This window comes from Trinickia sp. HAY1-2D (genome assembly GCF_056754935.1).
On record NZ_JBPGWX010000001.1, the window covers coordinates 1,312,949 to 1,331,731 of the forward strand.

17 protein-coding genes are annotated in these 18,783 nt (G+C 63.6%); 7 read left to right on the forward strand and 10 right to left on the reverse strand.

The window, feature by feature from the left end:
- Entirely contained in the window at positions 1–774 is a 774-nt protein-coding gene (locus ACR9ZC_RS05800) for a FadR/GntR family transcriptional regulator (protein ID WP_481579491.1), read from the reverse strand.
- 141 nt (positions 775–915) lie between these two features.
- Between ACR9ZC_RS05800 and ACR9ZC_RS05805 the strand changes: the two genes are divergently transcribed.
- The 3 genes from ACR9ZC_RS05805 to ACR9ZC_RS05815 are packed head-to-tail and all read left to right on the forward strand — an operon-like array spanning position 916 to position 3,934.
- On the forward strand, positions 916–1,782 hold the full coding sequence (locus ACR9ZC_RS05805; RefSeq protein ID WP_481579492.1) for a (Fe-S)-binding protein: 867 nt from the start codon (positions 916–918) through the stop codon (positions 1,780–1,782).
- A complete protein-coding gene (locus ACR9ZC_RS05810; protein WP_481579493.1) occupies positions 1,779–2,492 on the forward strand; it encodes a LutC/YkgG family protein in 714 nt (237 codons plus the stop codon). The genes ACR9ZC_RS05805 and ACR9ZC_RS05810 overlap by 4 nt, the downstream gene beginning before the upstream one ends.
- Positions 2,489–3,934 (forward strand): LutB/LldF family L-lactate oxidation iron-sulfur protein, encoded by a 1,446-nt coding sequence (locus tag ACR9ZC_RS05815; protein WP_481579494.1) that lies wholly within the window; start codon positions 2,489–2,491, stop codon positions 3,932–3,934. Before ACR9ZC_RS05810 ends, ACR9ZC_RS05815 begins: the two co-directional genes overlap by 4 nt.
- A gap of 33 nt (positions 3,935–3,967) precedes the next feature.
- Here ACR9ZC_RS05815 and ald read toward each other — a convergent pair whose 3' ends face one another.
- The 9 genes from ald to ACR9ZC_RS05860 form a co-directional block, all read right to left on the reverse strand.
- On the reverse strand, positions 3,968–5,083 hold the full coding sequence (gene ald, locus ACR9ZC_RS05820; protein ID WP_331573035.1) for an alanine dehydrogenase: 1,116 nt from the start codon (positions 5,081–5,083) through the stop codon (positions 3,968–3,970).
- Positions 5,084–5,168: 85 nt separating this feature from the next.
- A complete protein-coding gene (locus tag ACR9ZC_RS05825; RefSeq protein WP_481579495.1) occupies positions 5,169–5,813 on the reverse strand; it encodes a DUF1345 domain-containing protein in 645 nt (214 codons plus the stop codon).
- Positions 5,814–5,899: 86 nt separating this feature from the next.
- The gene (locus ACR9ZC_RS05830) at positions 5,900–6,964 is read right to left on the reverse strand and encodes a maleylacetate reductase (RefSeq protein ID WP_481579496.1); all 1,065 of its coding nucleotides are present in this window, start codon (positions 6,962–6,964) and stop codon (positions 5,900–5,902) included.
- Positions 6,965–7,002: 38 nt separating this feature from the next.
- Entirely contained in the window at positions 7,003–7,878 is an 876-nt protein-coding gene (locus tag ACR9ZC_RS05835) for an intradiol ring-cleavage dioxygenase (protein ID WP_481579497.1), read from the reverse strand.
- A 55-nt stretch (positions 7,879–7,933) separates the two neighbouring features.
- On the reverse strand, positions 7,934–9,157 hold the full coding sequence (locus ACR9ZC_RS05840) for a porin (RefSeq protein WP_481579498.1): 1,224 nt from the start codon (positions 9,155–9,157) through the stop codon (positions 7,934–7,936).
- Between the two features lie 68 nt (positions 9,158–9,225).
- Positions 9,226–10,596 (reverse strand): MFS transporter, encoded by a 1,371-nt coding sequence (locus tag ACR9ZC_RS05845; protein WP_481579499.1) that lies wholly within the window; start codon positions 10,594–10,596, stop codon positions 9,226–9,228.
- Between the two features lie 76 nt (positions 10,597–10,672).
- Positions 10,673–11,665 (reverse strand): amidohydrolase family protein, encoded by a 993-nt coding sequence (locus ACR9ZC_RS05850; protein ID WP_481579733.1) that lies wholly within the window; start codon positions 11,663–11,665, stop codon positions 10,673–10,675.
- Positions 11,666–11,685: 20 nt separating this feature from the next.
- On the reverse strand, positions 11,686–12,927 hold the full coding sequence (locus tag ACR9ZC_RS05855; RefSeq protein WP_481579500.1) for an acyl-CoA dehydrogenase family protein: 1,242 nt from the start codon (positions 12,925–12,927) through the stop codon (positions 11,686–11,688).
- Between the two features lie 91 nt (positions 12,928–13,018).
- Entirely contained in the window at positions 13,019–13,513 is a 495-nt protein-coding gene (locus ACR9ZC_RS05860; RefSeq protein WP_481579501.1) for a flavin reductase family protein, read from the reverse strand.
- A 150-nt stretch (positions 13,514–13,663) separates the two neighbouring features.
- Here ACR9ZC_RS05860 and ACR9ZC_RS05865 point away from each other — a divergent pair, with 150 nt between their 5' ends.
- The 4 genes from ACR9ZC_RS05865 (at position 13,664) to ACR9ZC_RS05880 (ending at position 18,780) form a co-directional block, all read left to right on the forward strand.
- On the forward strand, positions 13,664–14,119 hold the full coding sequence (locus ACR9ZC_RS05865; RefSeq protein ID WP_173260486.1) for a MarR family winged helix-turn-helix transcriptional regulator: 456 nt from the start codon (positions 13,664–13,666) through the stop codon (positions 14,117–14,119).
- Positions 14,120–14,192: 73 nt separating this feature from the next.
- Complete coding sequence (locus ACR9ZC_RS05870) at positions 14,193–16,967, forward strand: outer membrane protein assembly factor BamB family protein (protein WP_481579502.1); 2,775 nt, start codon at positions 14,193–14,195, stop codon at positions 16,965–16,967.
- Positions 16,968–17,067: 100 nt separating this feature from the next.
- Complete coding sequence (locus ACR9ZC_RS05875) at positions 17,068–17,742, forward strand: HAD family hydrolase (protein ID WP_440561735.1); 675 nt, start codon at positions 17,068–17,070, stop codon at positions 17,740–17,742.
- Positions 17,743–18,384: 642 nt separating this feature from the next.
- Positions 18,385–18,780 (forward strand): hypothetical protein, encoded by a 396-nt coding sequence (locus ACR9ZC_RS05880; protein ID WP_481579503.1) that lies wholly within the window; start codon positions 18,385–18,387, stop codon positions 18,778–18,780.
- The last annotated feature ends 3 nt before the right edge of the window (positions 18,781–18,783 follow it).

An 18,783-nucleotide genomic window follows, 5' to 3' on the forward strand; every position in this document is an offset into this window, starting at 1 on the left:
TCAGCCGGCAACTTCCGGCAACCGCTTCGGGGCCCGCGTCCGTTTATTTTCGAGCGCGGGCTCCCGCCATGCGTCCTGCCCCAACTTGCCTCGGACGAAGTCGATATGCGTCTGCATGGCCGTGCGCGCTTGCTCGGGCTGGCGCGCGCAAATCGCTTCGCAAAGCGTCCGGTGCTGCATCAGCAGAAGCTGTGACGCCTCTTCGTCCTCTTGCCTGAGTCCCGTGCCGCTGACTGTGATGTGTTCGCGTAGCAGGCCGATCACGCTCGCGTGCAGATGCAAAAACATGGCATTGTGCGAGGCCGCCGCAATCGCGGCATGAAGGCGCGTATCGGCATCGGCCTCCGCGGTCATATCGTTGCTTGCGCGGGCCTTCTCCAGCTCCCGAAGAATTGCGCCAATGCGCTTGCGGTCGTCGGCTGTCCCACGCAAGGCCGCGAAGTACGCAGTCGCGCCTTCCAGTACGCGTCGGAACTCCAGAATGTCATCGCGCAATACAGGGTGATCGGCAACCAGTTGTCCCCACGGGGACGACGCAATCCCCGTGCGCAGCCTGTCGGTCACGAATACGCCGGCGCCACGACGGCTGACGAGCAAGCCGCGCGCGGCAAGCCGCTGGATCGCCTCGCGAATCGTGTTGCGCGCGACACCATACTCGGCCGCCAGCGTCCGCTCGGCCGGCAAACGCGAGCCCGCGGCCCACGTTCCGTCGAGCATCGACGTCTCCAGCCTGCGCATGACCGCCACCACGCGGCCTTGATCGTTCGTCGTCATATCGTTGTCCGCCTCGTCACCGACGGTCCGGCTCCCACGGGTGGTCCAACCAATTTGAGCCGGCGCGCAAATGCGGGAATTATGCACCCACCGCCGTCACGCCCGCTCACGACAGAAGCAGGCACCCCATGGAGAGCAGCAATGCGGGAAAGACACTATCCCAGCGATCGGCCGCGCCACGTTTATCTGTTCGCGACTTGCCTCGTCGACCTGTTCGTTCCGCACGCGGGCCTCGACGCCGTCCGGCTGCTCGAACGGGAGGGCGTGACAGTGCATTTTCCGCGCGGCCAAAGCTGCTGCGGACAACCCGCCTATAGCAGCGGCAACCCCGAACAAGCCCGTACCGTCGCACGCGCACAGCTGCGTCTCTTCGATCAGCCGTGGCCCGTCGTCGTACCGTCCGGCTCGTGCGCGGGCATGATGCGCCATCATTGGCCCGATCTTTTTTCCGACGATCCGGCAACGCATCGCCGCGCGAGCGATGTCGCCTCGCGAATCTACGAACTCGGCGAGTTCCTGCTGCATGTATTGAAGGTCGATTACGCTGCCACACCGGCGTGCGGTGCCACGAACCCCGAGCGCATCGTGCTTCATACATCGTGCGCGGCACGCCGTGAAATGGGTACGCGAGCGCACGGCGTCGCGCTCGTCGACACGTTGCCGGGCGTCGCGCGAATCGAGCATGAGCGCGAATCCGAGTGCTGCGGATTCGGCGGAACGTTCTCGCTGAAGCAACCCGATATTTCCGGTGCGATGGTGCGCGACAAGGTCGCGTCGGCCTGTGCGACGGGCTGCGACACCCTGGTTTCGGCCGATTGCGGATGTCTGCTCAACATCGGGCACGCCGCGGCACACGAGCATGCACCGCTTGCCGTCGAGCACCTCGCGAGTTTCCTGTGGCGCCGCACGGGCGGTCAGCCGTCCCCTTCTTGCGGCAAGAACGGCGATTCGCAACCAACGGGACACCCCACGCAAGCGACACCACCGAAAGAAAAGGCATCGGCATGAGCACGCTCAGCGCACGCGATCGAATCCTAGGCAAGCTGCGCACGGCGCGCGGCGAAGCGCGCACCAGCGCCAACGACATCGATCGCGCAATCGATATGCACTATGCGGCGCGCCATGCGTCGCAGTCGGTGTCGGTATCCGAACGCGTGACCGCGATGCGCGGCGCATTGATCGCGGCGCATGCGGAAGTCATCTGCGCAAGCCCTGCTTCATGGCCGGCGCGACTCGCCGATCGGCTTGCGGAGTCGAGCGTGCGCCGTTTGCTGCTCGACCCCGAAACCCCGGAAGGCGCGGCGCTGACCAAAACGCTGCCCGCGTCCACCGAGACCATAGCGTTCAATGCCGAAATAGAAGCATGGAAGCGCGAGCTCTTCGACACGATCGACGCGGGGTTCACGGTCGCCCGATCGGGCATCGCCGCGACAGGAACGCTGATACTCGAGCCCGATCGAGGCTCGCCACGCACGATGTCGCTCGTCCCGCCGTTGCATATCGCGCTCGTGCGTGCCGGTTCATTGCACGCGGATCTGCACTCGGCGGCAAAAACGGAACGCTGGAGCGCCGGCATGCCGACCAATCTCGTGCTGATCTCGGGGCCCTCCAAGACATCCGATATCCAGCAAACCCTCGCGTACGGCGCGCATGGTCCGCGCTGGCTGTGGGTCGTGATCGTGACCGACGCGGCCGAAGCCGAAGGAGCCGCCCGATGAGCAGCACGCCCTTGCATTTCGTTGCGCCGGCCGATTTCAAGGCGCGCGCCCGTGCGGCGCTGGACGACGACGCGTTGCGCAATAGCTTTCGCGGCGCGATGGATTTTCTTCAAGCCAGACGCAGCGTGCAGTTTCCCGACCCGGACGAGCTCGAAGCATTGCGCGACCTTGGCGAATCCGTGCGGCAGCATGCGCTGGCGCGCCTGCCCGAGTTGCTCGTCGAGCTCGAAACACGCCTGGGCGCAGCCGGGGTTCAAGTGCATTGGGCCGAGACCGCGGACGAAGCCAATCGCATCATCCACCGCATCGCGGCAGCCAGCGGCGCACGCAAGGTCATCAAGGGCAAATCGATGGCGAGCGAGGAGATGGAACTGAACCATTACCTCGGCGCGCGCGGCATCGAGTGCCTCGAATCGGACATGGGCGAATACATCGTCCAGATCGCGGGCGAAAAGCCGTCGCACATCGTCATGCCGGCGATACACAAGACGCGTGGCCAGATCGGCAAGCTTTTCGAAGCGCATATTCCCGACACGTCCTACACCGAGGATGTCGACGAACTCATTCAGACAGGCCGGCGCGCATTGCGTCGCGCCTTCGCCGAGGCCGATATCGGCATTTCGGGCGTCAACTTCGCGGCGGCCGATACGGGCACGCTCTGGCTCGTCGAAAACGAAGGCAATGGCCGCTTGTCGACCAGCGTGCCGGCGATACACATAGCCATCATGGGGATCGAGAAAGTCGTGGCGAAGCTCGAGCACATCGTGCCGCTTTCGAGTCTCTTGACGCGCTCGGCCACCGGCCAGCCGATCACAACCTACTTCAATCTGATTTCGAGCCCGCGCCGGGAAGGCGAGCTCGACGGTCCACGCGAAATGCACCTCGTGCTGCTCGACAACGGGCGCACTCAAGCCTATGCGGACGAGTCGCTGCGCGCCACGCTGCAATGTATTCGCTGCGGCGCCTGCATGAATCATTGCCCGGTCTATACGCGCATTGGCGGCCATGCATACGGAACGACCTATCCGGGCCCCATCGGCAAAATCATCTCGCCGCATCTGCTCGGACTCGATGCCACGGCCGATTTGCCGACCGCATCCACTCTGTGCGGCGCGTGCGGCGATGTCTGCCCCGTGCGCATTCCGATTCCCAAGCTGCTGATCAGGCTACGCACCGAAGCGAACCGCGCACCGGACGAGGCCGTCGCGCATCCGCTTCGCGGACAAGGGGCACGCTACAGCCGTCGCGAACATATCGTATGGCGGTTCTGGAGCGGCGCCTTCTCGGACCCGCGCGCCTATCGCCTGTTCCGCTGGGCCGCCACGAGATTGCGTGCGCTGACGCCGAAGCAGCAACTGGGATGGACGCACCATCGCGTGCCGCTCAAGCCCGCGGCGCGCAGCTTGGCAGACCTGCTGCGCGAGCGCGGCCAGCCCGAATGACGCCGGGCAACCGCGGGCTCGCGTGGGGCCGATCTACGAGGCGAATTCCTCCGCGGGCCGAAACGGCAGGCCCAGCGCCTTGGCGACCGCCTTGTGCGTGACATGGCCCTGGCAGACATTGAGTCCGGCGCGCAGATGCGGATTGTCCGCCAGCGCCCGCTTCCATCCCTTGTCCGCCAATGCGATGGCATGCGCGATCGTGGCGTTGTTCAGCGCGAACGTCGAGGTTCGAGCAACGGCACCCGGCATATTGGCAACGCAGTAGTGCACCACGCCATCGACCACGTAGGTCGGCTGCGCATGCGTCGTGGCGTGCGAGGTTTCGAAACACCCGCCCTGATCGATGGCCACATCCACTACCACGGCACCTTTGCGCATCTTCGAAATCATCTCGCGCGTGACGAGGCGCGGTGCGGCCGCGCCGGGAATCAGCACGGCGCCGATGACGGCATCCGCCGCCGCCACCGATGCTTCGATCGCATGGGCGCTCGAATGCAGCGTCGTGATGCGATTGCCGAAGGTGAGATCGAGATGGCGCAGCCGGTCCACGTCGCGATCGATGACCGTCACGCGCGCGCCCATGCCTACCGCCATTTGCAGCGCGTTGGTCCCCACCACGCCGGCGCCGAGGATGACGACATGCGCCGCGGCCACGCCCGGCACGCCGGCCAGCAGCAGCCCCATCCCGCCACGCGGTATCTCAAGATGCGCGGCGGCCACCTGGATCGACATCCGCCCTGCCACTTCGCTCATCGGCGCAAGCAGTGGCAAGCCGCCGCCGGGGCCCGTGATCGTCTCGTACGCGATACAGACAGCGCCCGATTCGATGAGGCCGGCCGCCTGCCGAGGATCGGGCGCGAGATGGAGGTAGGTGTACAGGATCTGCCCCGGCCGCAGCATCGCGATTTCCCCGGGCTGCGGCTCCTTGACTTTGACTATCAGGTCGGCTTGCGAAAAGATTTCTTTTGCAGTGCCGCATAGGGTGGCGCCTGCAGCGACATAGTCTTCGTCCGGTAGCCCGATAACGGAGCCCGCCCCGGCCTCGACCCATACCTGATGACCGCGGCTCGTCAGTTCCCGCGCGCTTGCGGGCGTCAATCCGACGCGCGATTCCTGGCTCTTGATTTCCTTGGGAACGCCGATCAACATAGTCCACCTCCGCCCTTTCACGATAGTGATTCTGGAGTCCGGTGCCGTCCCGCCGGATAAGCGCGACGGCGTGATCGCCATCCTCTCACGAGCCGAGCAGTCCCGCAGCAATATTCACCGATAGCCCGAGCACGGCCGCGTTGAAGAAGAACGAGAGAATCGACTGTGCCAGCACCGTGCGCCTCGCCGCGCGCGAACAGACCGTCACATCCGCGGTCTGCGAGGCGACCGCTATCGTGAACGAGAAATACAGAAAATCCCAGTAATCGTGCTCCGTGTCGTTGTCGGGAAACGTCAGCGACGTCTTGTCCTTCGAGCGATGGTAGTAACGCGCATATTGCAGCGTGAACATAGTGGGGATCAGCAGCCATGCACCCAGCATCGTGGCGGCTGTCAGCACGTAATTGAGGCCCGCCGCCCGCGCACCGATCCCCTTGGCGGCCGACAGCTCGACGACAATGGCGGCGAGACTTGCGATCGCCGCGATCGTGATGATGATGAGGACTTCCGTGGCGCCCTCGTCCTCGCGCTCCGCAACGCGCTGGACGTCCTTCGGGCTGGCCTGCGCCATTCTTGTCCAGATGAGGACCAGAAAAAGCCAGACGCCGCAGTCCCATCCGAACAACGCGCGCTGTATCGGGCGCAAGTGCCACGGCGCGATGAAACATGCGGCCAGGCCAAAAAAGACGGCAATGAAGGTGCGCGGGCGATTGGCGAAGAATCGGGACATCGTCGTTCCTCTGTCTTGGGAAACCGCATGGAAAGTTCGTCGAATGCGGCAGTTAACCATAGACAGCCCGCGGATGCGACCCGCATTCAGTGAGCGTGTGCCCCCGCCCCCCTCCACGCGCGTTCGATCAGTTCAGTCAACGACGCGGCATCGACTTCACGCGGGTTCGCATAGGGATTGGCCGTGGCTTGCGCGACAGCGCGGGCGATGCCATCGTTCGGCATCCCCACATCGCGCAGTGCCATGGGGAGGTGCAAACTCCGTTCGAGTTCGATGAGCGCACGGACCGGATCGTCCGTTTCCATTGCCCGGCCCAACCGCGCGACGGCATCGGGGACCGTCGGCGCGTTGAATTCGAGCACATAGGGCAATACGATCGTGTGCGTTTCGGCGTGCGGCAGATCGAACAGGCCGCCCAGCGTATGACAGAGCTTGTGGTGCAGTCCCATGGTCGTTGCGCCGAGGCAGCACGAACAGAGCCAGGCGCCATAGAGCAGATCCGCTCTGACGCCGAGATCGTGCGGCGTTGCGGCAATCCGGCCGAGCGCTTTGACGATCGAACGTACGCCTTCTTGCGCCATCAGAGAAACGATCGGATTCGTATCAGGCGCATAAAGCGCCTCGACCGCATGCGCGATCGCATTGAAGGCCGAGAGCGCCGACAACGGCACGGGCAACGAACGCGTCAATTCGACGTCGTAAATGACCACCTCCGGCAATACCTTGGCGGTGCGCTGCGTCGTCTTCACGCCGTCGCGCGTCTCGCCGAGAATCGGCGTCATTTCCGAGCCCGCGTACGTGGTCGGTATCGCGATTTGCGGAAGGTCGGTACGCAATGCGATGGCCTTTCCGAGTCCGGTCGTCGAACCTCCGCCAATGGAGACGACGCCGTCCGCGCCAAGCGATTTCACTGCAGCGAGCGCACGCTCGGTTACCGCGACGGGCGTATGCATGGTCGCTCCGTCGAACACGCCGACGGCCCGCGAGCCGAGCCATTGCGCGGCGCGCTCGGCAAGTTCCGTTCGACCCGGCGTACACAGCACGAGCACGCGCGTGAGCCCCAGGCGCTGCGCTTCCTCGCCGAGCTTGGCCCCGGTGCCGGCGCCGAAAATGACCCGCGCGGCTTGGGCTTGATAAACGAATGAATCCATTTGTCCTTCGATAAACTCCGTCTTACCCTTGAACGACCTTACCGTTGTTCGCCATCGGACCGATTCAGCACGAACGTGAAATCGAGTGTACTGAACGGCACATCCATGGCGGTGCCGTCCGGTGCAATGCCCGCCTCATGCTGCTGCCAGTCCGCGATCAGCGAAGGGCGCACGCCAAAGACGGCGTCCGAGTCGAGATATTGGTCGCCCGATCGAAACACATGCGTGATCAGACGATCGTAGCCCGGGGCTTCGATCATGAAATGCAGGTGTGCGGGGCGCCACGGATGGCGCCCGAGCGCTTCGAGCATGCGCCCGACCGGGCCATCGTAGGGGATGGGATAGGACTCCGCCCTGACAGATCGAAAATGAAACGAGCCGTCAGGCAAACTCCTGAGCCTGCCTCGCGCATGCGCCTCCTCCTGACCTCGGTACTGCACGTCGTAAAAACCGTCGGAATCGGCCTGCCAGACATCGATGAGCGCGCCTGCGACGGGCGTGCCGTCAAGCGCGGTCACGCGACCCGATACGAAGCAGGGCTCGCCTTTCGCGCCATTTGCCATGTCCTCGCCGCACTGGTACTCGGGAGCCTGCTCGACGAAGAACGGTCCGAAGACGGTGGACTCGGTACACCCCCGCGGCTTGCGATTGTTCATCGCGGTGACGAGCATCGACAGCCCGAGCGTGTCCGAGAGCAGGATGAACTCCTGACGTTTGTCGTCAGTCATCTTGCCGACCTCGGTCAGAAACCGGATGCCTTCGAACCATTCGTCTTCGGTCAAGCCGACCTCTCGCGCGAACCCGTGAAGATGCCGCACGAGGCTGGTCATGATCTGCTTCAGGCGGGGATTGTCCGCGTCGGCATGACGCGCCACCACGATTTCCGTCAGCGTGTTTTCATCGACATCGAGCATGGGTGCCTCCTCCGCGGTTGTCTCGAGCGTTTCGCCCGACAACCAATATAGTCCTTCAAAACTTATGACGAATGCCGACGCGCAACCCCATTTGGCGCTGGGTGGCCGAAGCGGTAAAGCCGCTGATCGAGGCCACAGCCGGCTGCGCCAGCGAATCGCGTCCCGTTGCGCGTTGCAACGCGAGCAACCCATAGACATCGGTGCGTTTCGACAGCAAATAGTCAGCGACTAAATTGAGCTGCATATACTTCGCACCGCCGTCGCCATCGACAGAATTGCGCCGCGTGTAATCGAAGGCCGTTCCCAACATCAACGCCGGCCCGAACGTATGGCGCACGCCGATTTCGACACTCGTGAAGGCGGCATTGCCCGAGTAATGGAACGGGTTCGGTCCGGACGCGGAGCCCAGACCGTCGAAACGCGTCTGTGTCGCGACCGCATTGACCGTCGTCGAACCGAACGTATAGGCCGCGCCGAGGCCCATGATTTCCAGCGTACTGGCCGATGCGTAGCCCGCGATGGCAGGAGACGCCTGCGGCGCTGTCGCCGAACCGGGCGAGCCGAGATTGTCGGCGCTCGCCAACCCTTTGTTCGGCGTATTGCCATAGAAGGAAACGTTCGGGTTGCGCGCGTTCAAATAACCCGCGCCCGCCGAGATCGGGCCGCCGTCGTAGCGCACGCCGAGCGACAATATCTGGTTGCGCCCCTGGCTACCGGCGACGCCGCCGAAGCTGTACAGCGCAGTGGCTTTGACGCCATGAAACGATGGCGACGTGTACTTGATCGCGTTATTGATGCGGTTCGTGTTGGCGAGATTGTCGATATCGCCGACATGCGACGACATATACCCGGCAAAGTAAGGCGCCGAGAACGTCTGGACCGAATCGACGACCGAATCGTATTGGCGCCCGGCGCTGAGCGTGCCCCATCGCGTCGATGAAAGCCCCACGTAGGCCTGGCGCCCGAACTCCGCGCCGCCTTGCGCCAGCGTGCCGTTGTTGACCATGAAGCCGTTTTCGAGGACGAACAACGCGTTCAATCCGCCGCCGAGATCTTCCGATCCCCGCAAACCCCAACGGCTTCCCGACATGCCGGTGGCGTGCGCGTCCGTCATCGCAAACTGGCTCGCGCCGTTCAAGTGACCGCCGGTTTTGCCCGTCTGGGCATTGTTCTGGTAGCTCACCCCCACATCGACGATGCCGTAAAGCACTACGCTGCTTTGGGCATGCGCCGCGACGGCGGCAACGGCAATGGCACCGCCGGACAAAATCTTCTTCATGACTGCGTCTCCGTTAGTAGTCCTAATTAATAGTTCTGGTCGAACCCCGTCGCTCTGCCGCGATACGTCTATCCGTGTGCGATATTGACCGCGGTGGGCTCGGCTGCACCGGCGTCGTCCGGACCGAGCCCGGTCGTTTTCGTCGCCGCCAGTACGCTCGCGGCCGCTCCGGCGGCAGCCATGCAGATCGCGGCCAGCATCGCGCCCGAGCCGCCGAATAGCTGTTGCAATGCGCCACCGATGAACGGTCCCAGAATCGCCCCCAGCCGCCCGACCGCCAGTTCCATCCCGACCGCCGTTGCGCGCATGCGCGTCTCGTAGGATGCGGCCGTGAAGTTATTGAGCACGAACTGCCCGCCGATGATGCAGAAGCCCGCCATGGCGCTGCAAACGAGGTTGACCCAGTGCGAGTGGAAAAGGATGAGCACCAGCACCGATGCTGCGCCGCCGAGCGACCACGCGCACAGCCAATAACGCGGATGCTGAAAGCGATCGACGAGGTGCCCGCAAACCAGTGCGCCGACAAACGACGTGACTTGCATCGACGCCCCGAATGCGAAGCTCGCACCGAAACTTTCGCCGCGCGCCTGCATCAGTGTCGGAATCCATCCGGACAGTCCGAAAATACAAAAGAGACTCAAAAAGCTCGTCGTCCAGATAGCAATCGACAACTTCCGATAAGGCTTGTCCAGCAGCGCCAGTACCGACGTCCTCGTATCGGTCGCCGGCCGGCCGACGGGATATCGGCTGTAGGCCTCGGCACGCTCCGGCCTGAGTTTGGCGAGGATGGATTTCACCTCGGCATCGTCGCCGCGCAGCAGCGCGAACTTCGGCGATTCGGGCAGGTATCGATGCACGAACGGAATCAGCAGCAGCGAAAGCGAGCCGACCCAATAGAGGCCTTGCCAACCGGTATGGGGCGTCACGAGCACGCCGACGATACCCGCGGCCGCCCCGCCGCTCGCCCAGCCGAGCGCGACGCCCCACAGGGCGAACGTATTGGCGACGCGGCGCGGCGCAAGCTCGTTGATATAGGTGGTGGAAAGCGGCAGCAATACGCCGAGGCCCAGCCCGGTCAGAATGCGCAACGTGCAGAAGTTCGCGAACGAATCGGCGAAGAGCGCGGTCAGCATGGAGAAGACCGTCGTCGTCCAGAGCCCAACGATCAGCGTAATGCGACGCCCGAAACGATCGGCGAGTACGCCGTGCACCGCGGCGCCCACGAGGAACCCGACAAGCCCGCTCGAAACCAGCATGCCCGCCTGTTGCAGCGAAAGCCCCCATGGTCCGCGGACATAATGAATCACATAGGCCGGATTGAAGGTGTCGTAGCCGTCGAACAACGTCAGCAGGGCCAGCACGATGCCGAGCGTCACATGCATTCGGCCGACGGGAGCACTGGCCAACTCCTCGTGTACGTCGATGGTTGTGTCCTGCATGATGTCTCACTCCATGTAGAGCTGTTTTTTCGATTTAGGGAACGCGCGGCGCACGAAAGCCGTTCCGTAAGCGCCTTTATGTCTCGATCTTGAACAACCTCGCCGCATTGGCCCTGCCGATCTTGATGCGATCGTTGTCGCTGATCGAAGCGGCATCGAACCATTGCGCGGCATGGTCGATGTTTTCGAACGGCCAGTCCGCCGAGAACAGGATGCGGTCGCAACCGATCTCCAACATCGCATCCACCAGTGTTTGCGTGCGGAAATTTCCGGATGTCGTCAACCAGAAGTTGGCATGGAAATACTCGGCAATGCGCTTTTTCGCCGGATAGGCAGGCGCTGTCTTGACCCACGCGTTGCGATTGTCGACACGCCACATGCTGTAGGGCAGCCCTTCGCCCAAGTGACCGAGGATGATCTTGAGATCGGGGTAGTCGTCGAAGAGGCCCGATCCCATGAGCCGCAAAGCATGGACGGCCGTCTCTTGACCGAATGCCCAGGTCGGGCCCAGCAGCCATGAATGGCCTTCGTAGATCGATGCATGAGTCGGCAACGGATTGCGCGGGTGAAGATAGAACGGCACATCGAGCGACTGCACCGTCGCCCAGAACGGGCGGAACTGCGGCAGGTCGTAATAGAGCACCGCATCGCTGTCCTGCACTTGGGAAAAGCCGTTCACGAGCGCGCCGACGAACCCGAAATCCTTGACGCAACGTTCGAGCTCGCGCGAGGCGAGCTCGGGCGATTGCATCGGCAGCGCTGCAAACCCCCTGAATCGGTCGGGGCGTTTTGCAATCTGTTCCGCCAGGAAATCGTTCGCCCGGCGCGAAAGGTCATAGGCGGCCTGTCGATCAGGGACGGCCTGCACGGCCGGCGCATTGAGCGACAGGATCATCGTTTCGATACCGTTGCGGTCCATCTCCTCGATGCGCCGCTCTTGAATATCGAGCAATCGATGCCTGAGCTCGACCCAATACGACGGCGGCACGAACCCTGCCGAATCCTGCAGCGTCTCCTCGATCGCGAAGTGTTCCTCCAACGCGATCTTTTTCGTGGCTTTGAATGACATCATGCTGTCCTTTGATTCGATCAGTACTGCCCTTTGGGTTCGAGGCCGAGCGCCATTTGTCCGTACATGGTGCCCACTGTGTCCCAATTCATGCTGATATGCCGCCCCACGGCATTCGCGTCGCGCCAGGCGCGCTGTACCGGATGCGAGAGATCGAGTCCCTGGCCGCCTGTCGATGCATTCAGCGCCTCGGTCGCGCGAATGGCGAGCGATACGGCAAACGCCTGGCCGAGGCGGCTGCGGATCCGCTCTTCGACCGAAACACGCTCGCCGCGCGCGACGGTGGCTTCGCGCTCGCACAGGTCGGCCAGCAATCCCCGTCGCGCGGCTTCGGCACTGGCTGTCGCCTCGGCCACCCGCAACTGGATCGTCGCAAATTCGGCCATGCGATTCTGCGCACCCGCCACGGCGCCGCGCGTGATGCGCCGGGCCGTGCGTTCCAGGTAGTCTTCGAGCGCCCCTTGCGCGGCCCCGACCGCGACGGATGCGAGGCACGAAGGAATCGTGCTCAGCATGGGAATCGAGAAACCGGGGTGATGGGGATAGAGCGCCGCGCCGGGCGTCTGTCCGCTCGTCGTCTCGGAGAAGAGCAGCACGCGATGGGCGGGCACGAATACGTCGTCGAGCACGAGGGTCTTGCTTCCGGTACCCGCCAACCCTACGACATGCCAGGTATCGTCGATCGTATAGTTCGCGGCGGGGACCAGCAAGAAGGCCGGAGCAGGTTTGTCGCGCTCCCCGTTTGCGGGCAACATGGCGGCGCACAGGGACCACTGGGCGCAATCGCATCCGCTCGCGAAGCTCCACCGCCCACTGATCCGATAGCCGCCCTCGGCCGGCTGTGCCTGGCACGCGGGCGCATAAGAGCCGCATATCAGCGCATCCGGGTCCGCCTCCCAGACGTCGCGTTGCGCCTGCAACGGAAACGACCCGACGAGCCATTGGTGCGCCGCGAGCAGACCCGCCACCCAAGCCGTGGATGCGCACCATTTGGCGAGGTCGACGTTCAAGTCGACCAGCATTGAAAAGTCCCGCTCGAGGCCGCCGAACGCCTTCGGCTTGACGATATCGAAGTAGCGCGCCTCGCGTAGCGCCTCGATGCTCGTCATCGGTACGCGACGATCGCGCTCCACACTGGGTGCGAGCGATTTGAGCGTGGCGCTCAACGCCGCAATGCGCTCGCGCAGCGTTGCGATCGAGGGCTCGCTTGCCTCGGCTTCGCGCGATGCAGCCGCTGCCGGCTCGTTCTCTACGGCAAACATGACGTTTCCTCCGATGGTCGGACTTCGAATTTCAAATGGGCAATCTGTGAGAAACACGCGCGGTACACGTTGCGCGCGATCAACGCGAGATTCAGCAGTAGGCCGCGTTGCGGTACAGCAGCGGACGGGCGTCGTCGTGGAGGACGACTTCGTCGGCCATGCCGATGAAGATCGTGTGCGTGCCGTAGGGCACCGCCGCGACCTTTTTGCAAAAGATGTTGGCCTGCGCGTTCTCGAGGTAATCGAGACCGGCCGCATGCCGAAGCCAGCTGCCTATGAAGAAACGTTCATCAGGCGAACTCGCGCCGCTGAAGGCCGCCGAGAGTTCCGCCTGATCGTGCTTGAGCACATTGATGCAAAACTCGCGGCCTGAGATGAGGATGTCATGCAGAAACGTGGACTGATTCACGCACACGATCATCGATGGCGGATCCATCGACAGCGAGCTGACCGCCGTCATCGTCATGCCGTGACGACGAGCGCCGTCAGATGCAGTCACGATCGTGACCGTCGACGCAATCCGGCGCATGGCCGCTCGAAACGAAGGGCCGATCTGCTCCAGCGGGGCGGTTAGGGTTTCCATCATGTCTCCTGTCCCAGGCAAGGCTGAGTTCCGGGCTGCACTGCACCGTGTGGAAACCACTATATTTGCATTTGCAACTGTTGGCAATGAAATTGATGTAGATGGAACTGTTGCTTTGATAGAATTCGTCAATCACTACCGAGGGTGCCGACCGTGTACAAATTGACGGATTCCTTTCCCTATCTGCTCAACAGAGTGGGCGTGCGCATGGGGGAGCTGTTTTCCCGCCGCATTGCGTCGTACGGGGTCACGCTGCCGATGTATCGGGTCATGGCCGCGCTGTGGGAGACGCCTGGCCAGCGGCTCAACGATTTGGCCGGCATGACGACTGTCGAACTCTCGACGCTTTCGCGCCTGGTCGGGACCATGGAGAAGATGAAGCTCGTCTCGCGCAGCCGGCTTGAAAACAATGCGCGCACGGTGGCCATCACGCTCACCGATTCGGGCCGCGCGCTCGTCGAGGAGCTGATGCCGATCGCTCAGCACTTCGAACAGGTCGCTGTCAGCAAATTGTCACCTTCGGCGCTCAAGGCACTGAAAAAAACGTTGACCGACATATACGTGCTGCTCGATACGCTCGAAGAGGAATTGCACGAATCGCTGGACTAAGCGCGCTCGTTGGCACCGCGCGATGTGGCACATGAATTGCGCGGTACAGGCGTTCATCGCTGCGAGGTGCGCTATGCAAACCGAAGTCCGTTCGACATCGTGCGACTGCAGGCTCGGCCGCTGGATCACGGCGATCGTGCTGCTCGTATTGGGCATTCCGCTCGTGGCCGGCGGCGTGAGGCTGCTCACGCTCGGCGGCTCCGCCTATTACCTGATAGGCGGCATTGCACTCGTCATCGTGGCCGTGTTGCTGCTTGCACGGCGCGGGCTCATCGCCGCATGGCTCTACGCGCTGTTTTTACTCGGCTCGACCATCTGGGCGCTCGCCGAGGTCGGTTTCGACTGGTGGCCTCTCGTGCCGAGGCTCTGGATCTGGTGGCTGCTCGGCTTATGGATGCTGACACCGCTGAGCGGCGCCACCGTCACGCGATGGCCGCGCACGCGCCGCCGCGTCACGACGACTACGACTACGACAGCGTCAACCGATGGTGCGGTGGTAAGAGAAACAGAAACGACGATCGACGATCCTCGCGTGGCGAGTCTACGTCGCTCGGCATGCCTCGCGCTTGTCGTCGTAGCCGCGCTCACGGCGATCGCCGGCATCGCATCGCTGTTCACGGATCGGCACGATCTGAATGGAACGCTGGCGCTCGATCGCAACGTGCCGCAACCGCCTCCCATACCGCCCATTGCATCCGGCGACTGGCCGAGCTACGGCCGCAGCCAGTATGGCGACCGCTATTCGCCGCTCACGCAGATCACCCCGAACAACGTCCGGCAGTTGAAGCAGGCTTGGATACTGCATACGGGAGATCAGCGCGGCCCGGGCGATCCCACCGAGACGACCGACGAAGATACGCCGATCAAAGTCGGCGATACGCTTTTCATTTGCACGCCGCACAGCAAGGTACTGGCGGTCGATGCGGCTACGGGCGCAGTGCGGTGGCGTTTCGATCCGCACATTCAGAGCCCTGTCGGCTTTGCGCATTTCGAGCACATGACGTGCAGGGGCGTTTCGTATTATGACGAGGCTTCGTATTCGTCAGTGCCGGCGACCGCTGCCGAATCCAGCGCGGCGGCGAGTGCGTTCGCCGAGGCGAATGCGCCGGCGCAAGCGAGCGCGCCCGAGCAGGCGAGCGCACCAGTACAAGGGAGTGCGTCGTCCGAAGCGAGTGCGGCAAGTGCCGCGAGTACGTCCAGCGAAGCGACTGCCGCGAATGCAGCTTCCGAAGCGAGCGCGCCGAGCGTAGCAAGCGCCTCGAGCGAAGCGAGCGCTGCATCCGAGGCGAGCGCAACGACAGCGACGGCTGCGCCCCAAACGTCCGCCGGCGCCACGCCGGCCCATAGCTGTTCCCGCAGAATCTTCCTGCCGACCGCCGATGCCCGCCTGATTGCACTCGATGCCGACACCGGCAAACCCTGCGAGGACTTCGGCGACCATGGCACCGTCGATTTGCGGGCCAACATAGGATCTTTTACCCCGGGCGGTTACTACTCCACTTCGCCGCCGATGGTGACGCGCAACCTCGTCATCATTGGCGGGCACGTGACCGACAACGAGTCGACCAACGAGCCGAGCGGCGTCATGCGCGCGTACGACGTCCACGACGGCCACCTCGTCTGGAACTGGGACGCGGGCCGCCCCGACGACACGGCGCCGCTCCCGCCGGGACAGACCTACACACGCAATTCGCCGAACATGTGGACCGTGGCGAGCGTGGATGAGCGCCTCGGCATGATCTACCTGCCGATGGGCAATCAGACGCCCGATCAATGGGGCGGCAACCGCACGCCGCAAGCCGAGCGCTTCGGCGCGGGCGTGACGGCGCTCGATCTCGCCACGGGGCACGTGAAATGGGTTTATCAATTCACGCATCACGATCTGTGGGATATGGACGTCGGCGGCCAACCCACGCTGATGGATCTGCAAACGCAAGAGGGCGTGAAACCCGCGCTCATCGCTTCGACGAAGCAGGGCAGCATCTATGTGCTCGATCGCCAAACGGGCAAGCCGCTGATCCCGATCACCGAAACACCGGTACCGCAGGGCGCGGCCCCTGGAGATCACACGTCGCCGACGCAGCCCGTCTCGGCGCTCAACTTCAATCCGCCCCGCGTTCGGGAGCGCGACATGTGGGGCGCCACGCCATACGACCAGCTCTGGTGCCGCATCGATTTTCGTTCGCTGCGCTACGACGGCGCATTCACGCCCCCCTCCGAGCAAGGCACGCTCGTGTTCCCCGGCAACTTCGGCGCGTTCGACTGGGGCGGGATTTCCGTCGACCCCAGCAAGCAGATATTGTTTGCGAATCCCAACTACATGGCGTTCATCTCGAAACTGATTCCGCGCGACAAGGTGCCTGCGCTCGAACACCAGCATGGCAGCGAAACGAGCGGGATCAAGATTGCCGCCGGCGACCCGTTTGCGATCGAGCTCAAGCCGTTTCTCTCGCCGCTCGGCATTCCGTGTCAGGCGCCGCCATGGGGCTACGTCTCCGGGGTCGATCTCACGACGGGCAAGATCGTCTGGCAGCACAAGAACGGCACGATTCGCGACAGTGCCCCCGTGCCGTTGCCGTTCAAGCTCGGCGTGCCGAGTCTCGGCGGGACGATCGTTACGGCCGGCGGCGTTGGATTCCTCTCCGGCACGCTCGACTACTATGTGCGCGCCTACGACCTCGGCACCGGCAAGAAGCTTTGGCAGGCGCGCCTGCCGGCCGGCGGGCAAGCGACACCCATGACTTACGCCGACTCGAAAGGCAAGCAATACGTGCTGGTGACCGCGGGCGGCCATGGCTCGCTCGGCACGCGTACCGGGGATGCGGTGATCGCTTACAGCTTGCCGTGACCGTGAACGAGGCGGCAGCGGGCGAACGAAAGGTCCGCTGCCGATTCGCTCCGTATCTGGCGTATGCTTGTTTTTTTCGGGATTCCGGACGAGGGCTTTCATGCGCATCGAGACATCGTTTCTGTTCGATCTCGACGGTACGCTCGTCGATAGCGTCTATCAGCACGTGCTTGCCTGGAAGGAAGCGCTCGATGCCGAGGGCATCGATCTGTCCGTGTGGCGCATTCATCGCAAGATTGGCATGAGCGGCGGACTGTTCGTCAATCAGTTGCTGCGCGAAACGCACGACGAGTTCACCGCGGATCGTGTCGAGCGGCTGCGCCAGGCCCATGCCGCGGCCTATCAACGGCTGCATGCGCAGGTGAGACCGCTGCCCGGTGCGGTCGAACTGCTGAAGGCATTGACGCGTGCCAACATCCGATGGGCCATTGCCACGAGCGGGCGCATGGAAACGGCGGCACTGAACCTCGAATCGCTCGGTGTCGATCCGGGCACGACGGTGGTCGTCACGCGCGATCAGGTCAAGCACGCCAAACCCGATCCCGATCTCTTCATCGCGGCGGCCGAACGTCTCGGTGTATCGATCGAGACCGCTGTCGTGGTGGGCGACAGTGTCTGGGATATGCTCGCGGCCCGCCGTTGCCGCGCGCTCGGTGTCGGCTTGCTATCGGGCGGGTATGGGACCGAGGAACTCGAAAAAGCCGGCGCGCTGCGCGTTTATGAGGACCCGGCCGACTTGCTCGCGCATCTGGATGAAGTGGCTGCGCGCCCGTAATCGAAGATCAGACGTCCCACCGAAAGCTTCACTCGCCCCTGATCGGCCACACCGCGCAGACGGCGAACTGCCCGTTGCGGTGGTCTGTATCGAACTGTCGAACGCGAGCGAATAACGATAGTAGCGGTCCCCTTGCCGCACGGCGTGCGCAAATTCGCTTTCGGCCGCCCGGCTTCGCACCGCGCGCCTTGTGCTGGCGAGCCGCGGCTACACTCGCCGCAGTGCATTCAGGAGGGCTCATCCATGACCGGCGTCGGACCCGTGAACAGCGACGGCGCCCGCCGGGCGGTGAATAGCGACAATCACGACGGAAGTCCCGTCGATTCTGGCCCGCACAGCGAAGCTCATGGTGCTTCCAAACGAGAATCGTTGACGCCGGGCGGACGCCCTCCGCCGGCGCGGCAAGCGGGGCACCACACGCGGGTTGCGTTCCGCCATCCTCGAACAGACGGAGCGGCGTCCGCCGACCCGCCGGGTCCGCCGTACGAGGAACTCGCACAGCCTACTTATTCGCATGCAACGCTCGAACATCTCGTTTCTCTCGCGGGCGAATCGAATCGTCCAACAGCCGCACGCGTCCTGCACGACAATCGCGAATGGTTGGAGCGACGGGGCTACCGGGCAATCGATATCCAATCGCTCATGCCACGTGCCGACCTCGAGGAAATCGTCGGCGCGATGCGCCAGTACGACGAAGCGCTTCGTCATGCAGGGTTCACCAGCATCGGGATCGCGGACGCGGCCCGGCATGCAGCCGGTGCCGGTTCGATCGCGGCCCTCGCGCGCCACCAGGCGCAGCTCGTCCACGAGCTGGGATATACGCCGGCTCAACTTTCCCGGTACGCGTCCATCTATGGCCCTGAGCTGATCGAACTGCTCGCCCGCCGTCCAGCGCTGACGAAATCCGAAGGCCCACTGGGAATCAGCCAATTGATCTCGCAACTCGACGACGGTACTTCGGGACGGATGTTGGAAGCGTTGTATGCGAGGGCTTCCGAGCTTTCGGGAGAACCCTCTGAATCGCCGCCGTTGCCGTAGGCA

Excerpts from the sequence above, each read along its gene's own strand:
- ACR9ZC_RS05800 (WP_481579491.1), bottom strand. The coding sequence starts at position 774 with ATGACGACGAACGATCAAGGCCGCGTGGTGGCGGTCATGCGCAGGCTG.
- ACR9ZC_RS05805 (WP_481579492.1), top strand. The coding sequence starts at position 916 with ATGCGGGAAAGACACTATCCCAGCGATCGGCCGCGCCACGTTTATCTG.
- ACR9ZC_RS05810 (WP_481579493.1), top strand. The coding sequence starts at position 1,779 with ATGAGCACGCTCAGCGCACGCGATCGAATCCTAGGCAAGCTGCGCACG.
- ACR9ZC_RS05815 (WP_481579494.1), top strand. The coding sequence starts at position 2,489 with ATGAGCAGCACGCCCTTGCATTTCGTTGCGCCGGCCGATTTCAAGGCG.
- ald (WP_331573035.1), bottom strand. The coding sequence starts at position 5,083 with ATGTTGATCGGCGTTCCCAAGGAAATCAAGAGCCAGGAATCGCGCGTC.
- ACR9ZC_RS05825 (WP_481579495.1), bottom strand. The coding sequence starts at position 5,813 with ATGTCCCGATTCTTCGCCAATCGCCCGCGCACCTTCATTGCCGTCTTT.
- ACR9ZC_RS05830 (WP_481579496.1), bottom strand. The coding sequence starts at position 6,964 with ATGGATTCATTCGTTTATCAAGCCCAAGCCGCGCGGGTCATTTTCGGC.
- ACR9ZC_RS05835 (WP_481579497.1), bottom strand. The coding sequence starts at position 7,878 with ATGCTCGATGTCGATGAAAACACGCTGACGGAAATCGTGGTGGCGCGT.
- ACR9ZC_RS05840 (WP_481579498.1), bottom strand. The coding sequence starts at position 9,157 with ATGAAGAAGATTTTGTCCGGCGGTGCCATTGCCGTTGCCGCCGTCGCG.
- ACR9ZC_RS05845 (WP_481579499.1), bottom strand. The coding sequence starts at position 10,596 with ATGCAGGACACAACCATCGACGTACACGAGGAGTTGGCCAGTGCTCCC.
- ACR9ZC_RS05850 (WP_481579733.1), bottom strand. The coding sequence starts at position 11,665 with ATGTCATTCAAAGCCACGAAAAAGATCGCGTTGGAGGAACACTTCGCG.
- ACR9ZC_RS05855 (WP_481579500.1), bottom strand. The coding sequence starts at position 12,927 with ATGTTTGCCGTAGAGAACGAGCCGGCAGCGGCTGCATCGCGCGAAGCC.
- ACR9ZC_RS05860 (WP_481579501.1), bottom strand. The coding sequence starts at position 13,513 with ATGATGGAAACCCTAACCGCCCCGCTGGAGCAGATCGGCCCTTCGTTT.
- ACR9ZC_RS05870 (WP_481579502.1), top strand. The coding sequence starts at position 14,193 with ATGCAAACCGAAGTCCGTTCGACATCGTGCGACTGCAGGCTCGGCCGC.
- ACR9ZC_RS05875 (WP_440561735.1), top strand. The coding sequence starts at position 17,068 with ATGCGCATCGAGACATCGTTTCTGTTCGATCTCGACGGTACGCTCGTC.
- ACR9ZC_RS05880 (WP_481579503.1), top strand. The coding sequence starts at position 18,385 with ATGCCACGTGCCGACCTCGAGGAAATCGTCGGCGCGATGCGCCAGTAC.